This is a genomic window from Limnohabitans sp. TEGF003, from assembly GCF_055395455.1.
The window spans coordinates 2,293,708-2,306,385 of the sequence record NZ_AP029225.1 but is presented as its reverse complement, the minus strand read 5'-3'; the positions used below and the strand labels follow the sequence as shown (position 1 = coordinate 2,306,385).

The window sequence follows — 12,678 nt, the reverse complement described above, 5'->3', positions numbered from 1 at the left end:
TGAAACCGTGTCGCTGACGCTGGGCGCTATCGTTGAGACGCTGGGGGGGCGTCTGTTGGGGCCCTCTGACATGCAGGTGTCGGGCCTGGCCCCTTTGCAGACCGCCCAACCGGACCAGATCAGTTTCCTCAGCCAAGCCCGTTACCAAAGCCAGCTGGCCAACAGCCTGGCTGGCTGCGTGATTGTGAGCCCGGTCTTTGAGGCCGAGGTGGCCCAGCGCGCAGCGGCCATCATCACCGACGATCCCTATTTGTACTTCGCCCGCTTGACCCGCTTGTGGAAGCGGGCTCTGCCACAGCCCGCCAGGCCCAGGATTCATCCGAGTGCGGTGATCGACCCCGAAGCGCTGATTGCTGAAGATGCCGTGATTGGCCCTTTGTGCGTGGTGGAGCGGGGGGCCGAGATCGGCCCGGGCACGTGGTTGAAGTCCCGCGTGACCGTGGGTGAAAACTGCAAAATCGGTGCGCGTTGCCTGGTGCACTCGGGTGTGGTCATTGGTGCAGACGGGTTCGGCTTCGCCCCGCACCAAGGCCAGTGGGAAAAAATTGAACAACTGGGCGCGGTGCGCATCGGCAACGATGTGGAAATCGGCGCCAACACCTGCATTGACCGTGGGGCCCTGGAGGACACGGTCATCGAAGACGGGGTCAAACTCGACAACCTGATTCAGATTGGCCACAACGTGCAGGTTGGCCAGCACACGGCCATGGCTGGCTGCGTTGGCGTGGCGGGGAGTGCCAAGATCGGCGCCCATTGCACCGTGGGCGGTGGCGCCGTGGTGCTGGGGCACCTGAGCCTGGCTGACCATGTGCACATTTCTGCGGCCTCGGTGGTTACGCGTTCCATCTCGCAGCCTGGCAACTACACCGGGATGTTTCCGCTGGACAGCAATGCCAACTGGGAAAAAAACGCCGCCAGCCTCAAACAACTGTCCCGTTTGCGCGACCGCATCAAAGCCCTCGAAGCGGGCATTCAAAACAACAAGGAAAACTGACCATGATGGACATTCACAAAATTCTCAAGCAGCTGCCGCACCGCTATCCCTTCTTGCTGGTGGACCGTGTGCTGGAACTCGAAAAAGGCGTGCGCATCAAAGCTTTGAAGAACGTCACGATCAACGAGCCGTTTTTCACAGGCCATTTCCCTCACCGTCCGGTCATGCCGGGTGTGCTGATGCTGGAGGCGCTGGCCCAGGCGGCCGCCTTGCTGTCTTTTGACACCCTGGACGCCGCGCCCGATGACAACACGGTTTATTACTTCGCGGGCATTGACGGTGCGCGGTTCAAGCGTCCGGTGGAGCCGGGCGATCAGTTGACGCTGGATGTGCAGCTGGACCGCATGAAAGCTGGCATTTTCAAGTTCAAGGCCCAGGCCAAGGTCGGTGACGAGCTGGCCTGCGAGGCCGATTTGATGTGCACCATGCGCAAAATTGCCTGAGGACCTATGGCGACTATCCACTCCACCGCTTTGGTCGATCCGGCCGCTCAGCTGGACGCCTCCGTGACCGTTGGTCCCTACACCCTCATTGGCCCGAATGTGGTCATCGGTGCAGGCTCGACGGTGGGCTCGCATTGCACGATCGAGGGCCACACCACGATCGGTCAGAACAACCACATCCACAGCTACAGCTCCTTGGGCGCTGCGCCGCAGGACAAAAAATACGCGGGTGAGCCGACCCGTTTGGTGATCGGCAACGGCAACACCATCCGCGAGTTTTGCACCTTCAATGCTGGCACCGTCAATGGTGGCGGTGTGACCCAGGTGGGTGATGACAACCTGTTCATGGCTTATGTGCATTTGGCGCACGATTGCCAGATTGGCAGCCACACGATTTTTGCCAACAACTCCCAATTGGCGGGCCACGTGGTGGTCGGCGACTGGGTCATCTTGGGTGGTTTCACGGTGGTGCGGCAGTTCTTGCGTCTGGGGGCGCACAGCTTCACAGCCATGTGCACCTTGCTGTTTGCCGACCTGCCGCCGTATGTGACGTGCCAGGGCCAGCCCGCTGCTGCCCGTACCGTGAACGCCGAAGGTTTGCGTCGTCGCGGTTATTCGCCCACCCGAATCGCGGCGGTGCGGGCCATGCACAAAGCGCTTTACCGGGAAAACCTCACGCTGGAAGCGTCCAAAGAACGCATCTTGCAAATCGCCAAGGACAAACCCGAAGTGCAGGCCGATGTGGACATGATGCTGGACTTTTTGTCGGGCGTTTCGCCCAAAGTGGGCATTGTGCGTTCGCGTCGCCGCTCGGTCGATTGAACAACCCAAGGGTCAGGCCTGTCCTGGCCCGAGCATGAAAGGAGGGCCCTGTGGCCCTGTTGCGTTGCGCCGTCATTGGCGTTGGTTATCTGGGCAAATTTCATGCTCAAAAGTACGCCAAGATTCCCGAGTGTCAGCTCGTCGCGGTGGTGGACAGTCGGCAGGAGCAGGCCGAGGCGGTCGCCGGGCCTTTGGGCTGCGCCGCACTGACGGATTACCGGGCATTGATCGGTCAGGTCGATGCGGTCTCCATCGTGGTGCCCACCCAAGGTCATTACGAAGTCTGCGCCGAGTTTTTGCGGGCCGGGGTGCATGTCTTGGTCGAAAAGCCCATGACCACCACGCTGGAGCAAGCCGATGCGCTGATCCGCCTGGCCAAGGAGAACCAATGCGTGTTGGCGGTGGGCCATCTGGAGCGCTTCAACCCGGCTGCTTTGGCGCTGGAGCCCTTGTTGTCCAACCCCCGGTTCATTGACAGCTCGCGTCTGGCGCCGTTCAAGCCACGCGCGACCGACGTGAGTGTGCTACTGGATTTGATGATCCACGATGTGGATTTGATTTTGTCGCTGGTCGACAGCGAGCTGGAAAGTGTGGAGTGCTCCGGTGCGCGCGTGTTGACTGCCGACATCGACATTGCCAATGCCCGTATTCGCTTTGCCAACGGTTGCGTGGCCAACGTGACCGCCAGCCGCGTGAGTGCCAAGAGCGAGCGCAAGATGCGCGTGTTTCAAAGCCAGGCCTGCCATTCGCTGGACTTCCAGGCCCGCACCTTGACGACTTACCGCGGCGCCACCACGCCCATGGCCGATCCCGAGCAGGCCATTGAGCGACACGAGCAGTCATTTGGCGAAGCCGACCCCCTGTTTTCCGAAATTCTCGACTTTGTCGAGAGCATCCGAGAGGAACGCCCCCCCAAGGTGAGTGGCGAGTCCGGACGCCGGGCGCTGGAAGCTGTTCAGCGCATCACCGAAGCCACCCGATTGATTTCCTGATTTTTAGCCTGTTTGAAAGGTACGCCATGCGCATCCCAATGGTCGATCTGGTCGCGCAATACCGCGATCTCCAGCCCCAGCTGGAACCCGCTTTTTTGAGCGCCCTCCATGCTGCCCAATTCATCTTGGGCCCCAATGTCCAAGCCTTTGAAAAAGAGGCCGCAGACTACCTGGGCGTGGCCCACGCCATCACCTGCGCCAACGGTACCGATGCCTTGCATCTGGCCTTGTTGGCGGCCGACATCGGCCCGGGCGACGAGGTCATCACCACGCCTTTCACTTTCATTGCCACCGCCGAGGCGATCGCCTACGTCGGGGCCAAAGCCGTGTTTGTGGACATCGATCCACGCACCTTCAACATCGACGTGGCGCAGGCCCGCCGTGCGATCACACCGAAAACCAAGGCCTTGCTGCCTGTGCATTTGTTCGGGCAGCCTGCTGACCTGGCCCCGCTGATGGCGTTGGCCCAAGAGCACCAGTTGCAGCTGGTGGAGGATTGTGCGCAGTCCTTCGGTGCCGACATTGGCGGCCGCAAAACGGGCGCCATGGGCGATGTGGCGGCTTTCAGCTTCTTTCCGAGTAAAAACCTCGGCTGCTACGGCGACGGTGGCATGGTGACCACGCAGTCCGACGCCATGGCCGAAAAGCTGCGCATGCTGCGCAACCATGGCAGCAAAGTGCGTTACTACCACGACATCATTGGCTACAACAGCCGCCTGGACGAGCTGCAGGCGGTGGTGTTGCGGGCCAAGATGCCCTTGATCGATCGTTACAACCAGGAACGCCGCCGTGTGGCCCACCGCTACAACGCGGGTTTGGCCGGGCTGAATGTGCAAACACCTTATGAAGACGGTGTGGGCCTGCACGTGTACCACCAGTACACCTTGCTCACCGATGAGCGGGCGGCCATCCAGCAGGCATTGACTGCGCAACAAATCGCCAGCGCTGTTTATTACCCCGTGCCTTTGCACCAGCAAAAAGTGTTTGCCTCGATCGCGGCTGGCGCCAGTTTCCCGGTGACCGAATCGGTGGCCGAGCGTTGCCTGTCCCTGCCCATCTATCCTGAGCTGAGCAATGAAGCCATTGATGAGGTGTGCGGCGTGATTCGCCAGGCTTTGAAAGCGTGATGGCAGGCGCACCAACTGACGTGGCCGCGCCAGACCTGTGCGTGAGCATGGTCGCGGCCGAGCGTTCGGGTGACATGCTCGCGGCCTTGTTGTTGCAAGGCATGCAAAAAACCTGGCCGCGCTTGCAAGCTTCGGGCATTGGCGGGCCGCAGATGGATGCGACCGGTTTCATGTCACGCTGGTCCTGTGACGAGTTGTCGGTGCGCGGTTTGGTGGAGGCGCTTTGGCGTTACCGCCACATCCATGGCATCCGGCAGGCCTTGATTCAGGCCTTGCTGGCTTCGCCTCCGGACCTGTATGTGGGTGTGGATGCTTCCGACTTCAATTTGCCCGTGGAACGTTTGCTGCGGCAAAAGGGCGTGCCCACGGTTCAGTTGGTGTGCCCGTCCATTTGGGCCTGGCGGCCAGAACGGGTGCAAAAAATCCGTGACAGCGTGGACCATGTGCTGTGCATTTACCCTTTTGAACCAGATTTGTTGGCTCAGCACGGGATCGAGGGCACCTTCGTCGGGCACCCGGTGGCCGATGTGATCGCACAGGAGCCAGACCGCTTGCACGCGCGACAAGCCTTGGGCTTGGCTGCAGAGGCCACCATCGTGGCCTTGTTGCCGGGCAGCAGGCCGTCCGAGGTCAAAGGCTTGGCTTTGCCGTTTTTGCAAGCGGCGCGGCTCATGCTTCAGCAAAGGCCTGAGCTGAAGTTCGTTTTGCCCACGCATGACCTCTTGAAGCCCATGGTGGAGGCGGCCATCGCCGAAGCCGGCATGCAGGCGCATGTTCATGTGGTGATGGGCCGTTCTCACGAAGTGCAGGCCGCTTGTGATGTGGCTTTGGTGGCCAGCGGCACGGCCACCCTCGAGACCGCCTTGCACAAACGCCCCATGGTCATCGCCTACAAAATGCAATGGCTGTCCTGGCAAATTGCCAACCGCAAGCGCTTGTTGCCCTGGATTGGCTTGCCCAACATCCTGTGCAACGAAGGCTTGGTGCCCGAATTCTTGCAAGAGCAGGTGCAGCCCCGGGCCTTGGCCCAGGCCGTTTTGCGCTGGCTGGACGATCCTGCGGCGGTGGCCAAGATCCAGCAGCGTTTTGCCGACCTGCACCTTCAATTGCGTCGTGACATGCCGACGCTGGCCAGCCATGCGATCCAAAAAGTCCTTGCTGCTTGAGCAAAAAACCTTGAACTGGGAGACCCATGGTCTGGTGGCCGGGGTGGACGAGGCCGGGCGCGGTCCTTTGGCGGGGCCTGTGGTCGCAGCAGCGGTGATCCTGGACGACCTGAACCCCATCCGCGGACTGAACGACTCCAAAAAACTCACAGCCAAGCGCCGAGAAGCCCTGTTTGACGAAATCCGTGCTCGGGCTTTGTGCTGCGCCATTGCCGAAGCGTCGGTGCAGGAGATTGACCAGCTCAATATCCTGCAAGCCACAATGCTGGCCATGAAGCGTGCCGTCGAGGCCTTGCGCTTGCCGCCCAAGTTGGTGCTGGTGGACGGGAACCGTTTGCCCACCTTGGCCATACGGGCCGAAGCCATTGTCAAAGGTGATGCGCTGGTGCCTGCCATCTCGGCCGCTTCGATTTTGGCCAAGGTGCACCGCGATCGTTTGTGTGAAGCGATGCACCAGCGCTATCCGGCCTACGGCTTTGACCAGCACAAAGGCTATGGCACAGCGCAGCACCTGGCTGCTTTGCAAGCGCATGGTCCGGCAGACTGCCACCGCATGACATTTGCCCCCGTGGCCAGGAGTGTGCGATGAAATCGATCAGCTCCCGGGACAACCCGCAGCTCAAAACCTGGCGACGTTTGGCCCAGGACACCACGGCTTACCGCAAAGCAGGGCAGTTCTGGCTGGAGGGGGACCACTTGTGCCGTGCAGCACTGGAGCGCGGTGTGCGGCCGCTGCAGCTGGTGTTGACCGAGTCGTTTCAGGCCGAGCAGGGCGACCAATGGCTAGGATTGACCGATCAGGTGTTTGTGCTGCCCGATGCCCTGTTTGCCAGCTTGAGCGGCTTGGAATCTCCGGCCCGCATGGGCTTTGTGGTCGACTGGCGTGCCGGTCATGAGGTCTTGCCGGACGCGCCCACCGTTGTGCTGGACCGTTTGCAGGATGCCGGCAATGTCGGTGCCATCTTGCGCTGTGCGTCGGCATTTGGTTACCGTCAGGTGCTGGCGATCAAAGGCACGGCGGCCCTGTGGTCGCCCAAGGTGCTGCGGGCCGGCATGGGGGCGCACTTTGGCCTGCATCTGGTCGAAGCACTCAGCGAGGCTGATGTGGCAGCCTTGCAGGTGCCCTTGCTCACCACCAGCTCACACGAGGGGCCGTTTTTGCACGCCTTGCTGCAAGCGGGAAATTTGCCTCGAAAGTGTGCCTGGGTCTTCGGTCACGAAGGGCAGGGCGTCAGCGCCAGCCTGATGGCCATGGCGCAGCACCAGGTGCGCATTGCACAGCCTGGCGGGGAAGAATCCCTCAACGTGGCCACTGCAGCGGCCATTTGCCTGCACGCCAGCGCCACCGCAGGTCTTTGAACATTTTGGCGGCTTTGCCGGGCCGTCATGGTGGGCGGTTTGTCAGGGTTTACTAGCGGTCCTCGGCTATAATGAGAGGCTTTCCCGCATCAACCTGTACGCCACAGTCCATCCCAGGCCCATTCCTCGAACAAGCAGCCAAAAAGAGATCTATCTCTGGTGAGTGCTGAGGCGTACCCGAACTATTCCGGAGAACCCAGTGCTTTTGTCTCTTCAGGGAACCTTCCCGCCCGCCATCCTGGCGCTTGCAGACGGCACGGTCTTTATCGGCAATTCGATCGGAGCCACCGGCTCCACTGTCGGCGAAGTGGTGTTCAACACCTCGCTCACCGGCTACCAGGAAATCCTCACCGACCCCAGCTATTGCCAGCAGATCGTCACCCTGACGTACCCGCACATCGGCAATTACGGCGTCAACGTGGAAGACATCGAAGCTGACCAAGTCCATGCCGCAGGCCTCATCATCAAAGACCTGCCTTTGGTGGCGAGCAACTTCCGCTCCAGCCAAACCTTGTCGTCCTACCTGGTTGACGCTGGCACTGTGGCCATTGCCAACATCGACACCCGCCAGCTGACCCGCATCTTGCGCACCCAGGGTGCCCAGAACGGCGCGATCGTGGGCTTGGCCAAAGGCCAGGAAGTCACCCAAGCGGTCATTGACCAGGCGATTGCTGCCGCGAAGGCGGCCCCGAGCATGGCCGGCCTGGACCTGGCGCAACAAGTCACTGTCGCTCAGCCTTACGAGTGGACCCAAACCGAATGGCAGCTGGGCGCTGGTTATGGCACGCAGACCGCCCCCAAGTTCCATGTGGTGGCTTATGACTTCGGCGTCAAGAAAAACATCTTGCGCATGCTGGCCGAGCGCGGCTGCAAAGTCACCGTGGTGCCGGCCAAGACACCCGCCGCCGAAGTGCTCCAACACAAGCCCGATGGCATCTTTTTGTCCAACGGCCCTGGCGACCCACAGCCTTGCGATTACGCGATTGCCGCCGTTTCCGAGTTGATCGAAACCGGCATCCCTACCTTCGGCATTTGCCTGGGTCACCAGATCATGGCTTTGGCCAGCGGTGCCAAGACTTTCAAGATGAAGTTTGGCCACCACGGTGCCAACCACCCTGTGAAAGACCTCGATTCCGGCCGCGTGTCCATCACCAGCCAGAACCACGGTTTTGCGGTGGACGAAAAGTCCTTGCCCGCCAACTTGCGCGCCACCCATGTGTCCTTGTTTGACGGCACTTTGCAAGGCCTGGCCCGTACCGACAAGCCCGCGTTCTGCTTCCAGGGGCACCCCGAAGCTTCGCCCGGCCCGCACGACATTGCTTACCTGTTTGACCGCTTCACGGCATTGATGGCCTCGGCCCAGGAGAACAAATAATGCCTAAGCGCACCGACCTCAAAAGCATCCTCATCATTGGCGCGGGCCCGATCATCATCGGCCAGGCCTGCGAATTCGACTATTCCGGCGTGCAGGCCTGCAAGGCCCTGCGCGAAGAAGGTTACAAAGTCATCCTGATCAACAGCAATCCTGCCACGATCATGACCGACCCGGCCACGGCCGATGTGACCTACATCGAGCCCATCACCTGGCAAACGGTCGAAAAGATCATCGCCAAGGAACGCCCGGACGCCATCCTGCCCACCATGGGTGGCCAGACCGCGCTCAACTGCGCTTTGGATTTGTGGCGTCACGGCGTGCTCGAGAAGTACAAAGTTGAGCTGATCGGCGCGACGCCCGAGGCCATCGACAAAGCCGAAGACCGCCTGAAGTTCAAGGACGCCATGACCAAAATCGGTCTGGGCTCCGCACGCTCTGGCATCGCCCACAGCATGGAAGAAGCCTGGGACGTGCAAAAGCGCGTCGGCTTCCCCACTGTGATTCGCCCCAGCTTCACGCTCGGTGGCACGGGCGGCGGTATCGCCTACAACCCCGAAGAGTTCGAGACGATCTGCAAACGCGGTCTGGAAGCCTCTCCCACCAATGAGCTGCTGATCGAAGAGTCGCTGTTGGGCTGGAAAGAGTACGAGATGGAAGTGGTGCGCGACAAGGCGGACAACTGCATCATCATCTGCTCGATCGAAAACCTGGACCCTATGGGCGTGCACACGGGCGACTCGATCACCGTGGCACCAGCCCAGACGCTGACCGACAAGGAATACCAGATCCTGCGCAACGCCTCTTTGGCCGTTTTGCGCGAGATCGGTGTGGACACGGGCGGCTCCAACGTGCAGTTCTCGATCAACCCCAAAGACGGCCGCATGGTCGTCATCGAGATGAACCCCCGGGTGTCGCGTTCATCGGCACTGGCCTCCAAAGCCACGGGTTTCCCCATCGCCAAAGTGGCGGCCAAGCTGGCCGTGGGCTACACGCTCGACGAGTTGCGCAATGAAATCACAGGCGGTGCCACGCCCGCCTCGTTCGAGCCCTCGATCGATTACGTGGTCACCAAGATCCCGCGTTTCGCCTTTGAGAAGTTCCCGACCGCCGACAGCCGACTGACCACCCAGATGAAATCGGTGGGCGAGGTCATGGCCATGGGCCGGACCTTCCAGGAGTCCTTCCAGAAAGCCCTGCGCGGTTTGGAAGTCGGCGTGGACGGCATGAACGAGAAAACCCAGGACCGCGAAGTGCTCGAAAAGGAGCTGGGTGAGCCCGGCCCCGAGCGCATCTGGTACGTGGGCGATGCTTTTGCCATGGGCCTGAGCGTGGACGAGGTGTTTGCCTTGACCAAAATCGACCCCTGGTTCCTGGTGCAGATCGAAGAGATCGTGAAGATCGAGCTGGAACTGGAAACCACCACGCTCGAAGCCATCACGGCCGACGAGTTGCGTGCGCTCAAGAAGAAAGGCTTTTCGGACCGCCGCTTGGCCAAGCTGCTCAAAACCACCGAGCATGTGGTGCGTGCACGCCGACATGCCCTGAACGTTCGCCCCGTTTACAAACGCGTGGACACCTGCGCGGCCGAGTTCTCGACCGACACCGCCTACATGTACTCCTGCTATGAAGGCAACGGAGATGGCGAATGCGAAGCCGAGCCGACGACCAACAAAAAAATCATGGTGTTGGGTGGCGGTCCTAACCGGATTGGCCAGGGCATCGAGTTTGATTACTGCTGCGTGCATGCCGCCTTGGCCATGCGCGAAGATGGTTACGAAACCATCATGGTCAACTGCAACCCTGAGACCGTGTCGACCGACTACGACACCTCGGACCGTTTGTACTTCGAGCCCGTGACCTTGGAAGACGTGCTCGAAATCGTCGACAAGGAAAAGCCCACAGGCGTCATCGTGCAATACGGTGGCCAAACGCCTTTGAAGTTGGCGCTCGATTTGGAAGCCGCTGGCGTGCCCATCATCGGTACCAGCCCCGACATGATCGACGCGGCCGAAGACCGTGAGCGTTTCCAGAAACTGCTGCAAGACCTCGGTCTGCGCCAGCCGCCCAACGCCACAGCACGCACCGAGGCCGAAGCCTTGGAAAAAGCGGCCGCCTTGGGTTACCCCTTGGTCGTTCGCCCCAGCTACGTGCTGGGTGGCCGCGCCATGGAAATCGTGCACGAGCAACGCGATCTGGAGCGTTACATGCGCGAAGCGGTCAAGGTGTCGCACGATTCGCCTGTGTTGCTCGACCGTTTCCTGAACGACGCGATCGAATGTGATGTGGACTGCCTGCGCGACCCTGAAGGCAAGACCTTCATCGGTGGCGTGATGGAGCACATCGAGCAGGCGGGCGTGCACAGCGGTGACTCGGCGTGTTCCTTGCCGCCTTATTCCTTGTCAGAAGCCACCGTGACCGAACTCAAGCGCCAATCGGCCGCCATGGCTGGTGCGCTGAACGTGGTGGGCCTGATGAACGTGCAGTTTGCCATCCAGCATGTGGACGGCAAAGATGTCATTTACGTGCTGGAAGTCAACCCCCGTGCCTCTCGCACCGTGCCTTATGTGTCCAAAGCCACGGGTATCCAGTTGGCCAAGGTGGCCGCGCGCTGCATGGCGGGCCAGTCTCTGGCGTCACAAGGCATCACCAAAGAAGTCACACCGCCTTATTTCAGCGTGAAAGAAGCCGTGTTCCCCTTCGTGAAGTTCCCGGGTGTGGACACCATCCTTGGCCCCGAGATGAAATCCACGGGCGAAGTGATGGGCGTGGGCAAGACCTTTGGCGAAGCCTTTGTGAAGAGCCAATTGGGCGCTGGCACCAAGCTGCCGCGTCCGACCAAGGCCGACGGCACGCCCTCGGGCAAGGTGTTCATCTCGGTGAAAAACAATGACAAGGCTCGCGCCATCGAAGTGGCCCGCCAGTTGGTGGCCCAGGGCTTTGAGTTGGTGGCCACCAAGGGCACGGCTGCGGCCATTCAGGCTGCAGGCGTGGCGTGTGCCACGGTGAACAAGGTGACCGAAGGCCGCCCGCACATCGTGGACATGATCAAGAACAACGAAATCGTGCTGGTGATCAACACGGTCGAAGAGCGCCGCAACGCCATCGCCGACTCGCGGCATATCCGCACCTCGGCCTTGCTCAACCGCGTCACCACCTTCACCACCATTGCCGGCGCGGAAGCGGCTGTGGAGGGCATGAAGTACATGGACCAACTGGGCGTGATTTCCATCCAGGAAATGCACGCGCAACTGGCCGCCTGACCTTTGGCCCCTCGTCCTGCACCCCGACCCGGGTGCGGGGCATAATGTTGCCAATGACCGCCGAGTCTCATCGCTCGGCGGTTTCCTTTTGGAGTAACGAGAACATGTCAACCATCCCGATCACCAAACGCGGTGCCGAAAAACTCAAGGACGAGTTGCACCGCCTCAAAACTGTGGACCGTCCCGCCGTGATCCAGGCCATTGCCGAAGCGCGTGCCCAGGGTGACCTGAGCGAGAACGCCGAATACGATGCGGCCAAAGACCGTCAGGGTTTCATCGAAGGCCGGATTCAGGAAATCGAAGGCAAGCTGTCGGCTGCGCAAATCATCGACCCGGCATCGGTGGATGCAGGCGGGCGCGTGGTGTTTGGCACCACGGTCGAGCTGGAAGACGAGAGCACGGGCGAGGCTGTGACCTACCAGATCGTGGGCGAGGACGAAGCCGATTTGAAGCTGGGGCTGATCAACATCAGCAGCCCGATTGCGCGGGCCTTGATTGGCAAGGAAGAGGGCGATGTGGCCGAAGTTCAGGCTCCGGGCGGTGTGCGCCGTTACGAGATCGTGGGCGTGTCTTACGTTTAAGGCAAAACAAAGGCCGCTGTTTGGCGGCCTTGGTGGGTGGTGTCACCCCCTGGTGGGGGCGCAGTCATTGAAGCCGGAGCCTTCAGTCGTGGCGGCCTTTTTTGACCGACTTCTGCTTGGGCTTGGCCCGCTTGATCTGGCCGCCAGCGGCCAGCCGCTGGTTGCCCAGGACGCGAACAGTTTTGACTTCGGGGCGCTGGCCGCCGCGTGAGCTGTATTTGAGGATTTTGAAGTCGCGTGGACCGGCTTTGCGGTCTTCGTCGTGCTCCTTGATTTTTTCGGGCTGAGGCCGCCACAGGATCAGCAGTTTGCCGATGTGCTGGATGGGCGCGGCGCTGAGCTGGTCGGCCAGTTGGGCGAACATGGCTTCGCGTGCGGCACGGTCATCGCCCAGCACACGGATTTTGATCAGGCCGTGGGCATTCAGGGCCGCTTCGGTTTCCTTGATGACGGCAGGGGTCAGCCCATCGCCGCCGATCATGACGACGGGATCGAGGTGGTGGGCATCGGCGCGAAAAACTTTGCGCTCGGCAGGTGTGAGTTGTATTTGGGGCATCCC

12 protein-coding genes are annotated in these 12,678 nt (G+C 61.0%); 11 read left to right on the top strand and 1 reads right to left on the bottom strand.

Going from position 1 to position 12,678, the window contains the following annotated elements:
* Positions 1–7 precede the first annotated feature (7 nt).
* The 11 genes from lpxD to greA all read left to right on the top strand — a co-directional run bounded on the left by lpxD (position 8) and on the right by greA (position 12,119).
* Entirely contained in the window at positions 8–994 is a 987-nt protein-coding gene (lpxD, locus tag ACZ5RT_RS11270; protein WP_464452508.1) for a UDP-3-O-(3-hydroxymyristoyl)glucosamine N-acyltransferase, read from the top strand.
* A gap of 2 nt (positions 995–996) precedes the next feature.
* Positions 997–1,437 carry a 3-hydroxyacyl-ACP dehydratase FabZ gene (fabZ, locus tag ACZ5RT_RS11265; protein ID WP_108426497.1) on the top strand — a complete coding sequence of 147 codons (441 nt, stop codon included), beginning with the start codon at positions 997–999 and terminating at the stop codon, positions 1,435–1,437.
* Positions 1,438–1,443: 6 nt separating this feature from the next.
* A complete protein-coding gene (gene lpxA, locus ACZ5RT_RS11260; protein ID WP_464452507.1) occupies positions 1,444–2,259 on the top strand; it encodes an acyl-ACP--UDP-N-acetylglucosamine O-acyltransferase in 816 nt (271 codons plus the stop codon).
* A gap of 50 nt (positions 2,260–2,309) precedes the next feature.
* Positions 2,310–3,251, top strand: coding sequence for a Gfo/Idh/MocA family oxidoreductase (locus ACZ5RT_RS11255; RefSeq protein ID WP_464452506.1), 942 nt, complete (start codon positions 2,310–2,312; stop codon positions 3,249–3,251).
* A 26-nt stretch (positions 3,252–3,277) separates the two neighbouring features.
* Positions 3,278–4,378, top strand: a complete 1,101-nt coding sequence (locus ACZ5RT_RS11250) for a DegT/DnrJ/EryC1/StrS family aminotransferase (RefSeq protein WP_464452505.1) — start codon at positions 3,278–3,280, stop codon at positions 4,376–4,378.
* On the top strand, positions 4,378–5,544 hold the full coding sequence (gene lpxB, locus ACZ5RT_RS11245) for a lipid-A-disaccharide synthase (protein ID WP_291929595.1): 1,167 nt from the start codon (positions 4,378–4,380) through the stop codon (positions 5,542–5,544). The genes ACZ5RT_RS11250 and lpxB overlap by 1 nt, the downstream gene beginning before the upstream one ends.
* Entirely contained in the window at positions 5,516–6,133 is a 618-nt protein-coding gene (rnhB, locus tag ACZ5RT_RS11240; RefSeq protein ID WP_464452504.1) for a ribonuclease HII, read from the top strand. Before lpxB ends, rnhB begins: the two co-directional genes overlap by 29 nt.
* The gene (locus ACZ5RT_RS11235; protein WP_464452503.1) at positions 6,130–6,903 is read left to right on the top strand and encodes a TrmH family RNA methyltransferase; all 774 of its coding nucleotides are present in this window, start codon (positions 6,130–6,132) and stop codon (positions 6,901–6,903) included. Before rnhB ends, ACZ5RT_RS11235 begins: the two co-directional genes overlap by 4 nt.
* Positions 6,904–7,102: 199 nt before the next feature.
* Entirely contained in the window at positions 7,103–8,278 is a 1,176-nt protein-coding gene (gene carA / locus ACZ5RT_RS11230; RefSeq protein ID WP_464452502.1) for a glutamine-hydrolyzing carbamoyl-phosphate synthase small subunit, read from the top strand.
* Positions 8,278–11,538 carry a carbamoyl-phosphate synthase large subunit gene (gene carB, locus ACZ5RT_RS11225; protein WP_464452501.1) on the top strand — a complete coding sequence of 1,087 codons (3,261 nt, stop codon included), beginning with the start codon at positions 8,278–8,280 and terminating at the stop codon, positions 11,536–11,538. Before carA ends, carB begins: the two co-directional genes overlap by 1 nt.
* 104 nt (positions 11,539–11,642) lie before the next feature.
* The gene (gene greA / locus ACZ5RT_RS11220) at positions 11,643–12,119 is read left to right on the top strand and encodes a transcription elongation factor GreA (RefSeq protein ID WP_291929590.1); all 477 of its coding nucleotides are present in this window, start codon (positions 11,643–11,645) and stop codon (positions 12,117–12,119) included.
* An 82-nt stretch (positions 12,120–12,201) separates the two neighbouring features.
* Here the strand turns inward: greA and ACZ5RT_RS11215 are convergent, their stop codons facing one another.
* Entirely contained in the window at positions 12,202–12,675 is a 474-nt protein-coding gene (locus ACZ5RT_RS11215; RefSeq protein ID WP_291929589.1) for a YhbY family RNA-binding protein, read from the bottom strand.
* Positions 12,676–12,678 lie beyond the last annotated feature (3 nt).

What these genes read in the sequence shown, in the direction of transcription:
- fabZ (WP_108426497.1), top strand. Translation starts at nt 997, where the DNA reads ATGATGGACATTCACAAAATTCTCAAGCAGCTGCCGCACCGCTATCCC.
- lpxA (WP_464452507.1), top strand. Translation starts at nt 1,444, where the DNA reads ATGGCGACTATCCACTCCACCGCTTTGGTCGATCCGGCCGCTCAGCTG.
- ACZ5RT_RS11250 (WP_464452505.1), top strand. Translation starts at nt 3,278, where the DNA reads ATGCGCATCCCAATGGTCGATCTGGTCGCGCAATACCGCGATCTCCAG.
- lpxB (WP_291929595.1), top strand. Translation starts at nt 4,378, where the DNA reads ATGGCAGGCGCACCAACTGACGTGGCCGCGCCAGACCTGTGCGTGAGC.
- rnhB (WP_464452504.1), top strand. Translation starts at nt 5,516, where the DNA reads ATGCGATCCAAAAAGTCCTTGCTGCTTGAGCAAAAAACCTTGAACTGG.
- ACZ5RT_RS11235 (WP_464452503.1), top strand. Translation starts at nt 6,130, where the DNA reads ATGAAATCGATCAGCTCCCGGGACAACCCGCAGCTCAAAACCTGGCGA.
- carB (WP_464452501.1), top strand. Translation starts at nt 8,278, where the DNA reads ATGCCTAAGCGCACCGACCTCAAAAGCATCCTCATCATTGGCGCGGGC.
- greA (WP_291929590.1), top strand. Translation starts at nt 11,643, where the DNA reads ATGTCAACCATCCCGATCACCAAACGCGGTGCCGAAAAACTCAAGGAC.
- ACZ5RT_RS11215 (WP_291929589.1), bottom strand. Translation starts at nt 12,675, where the DNA reads ATGCCCCAAATACAACTCACACCTGCCGAGCGCAAAGTTTTTCGCGCC.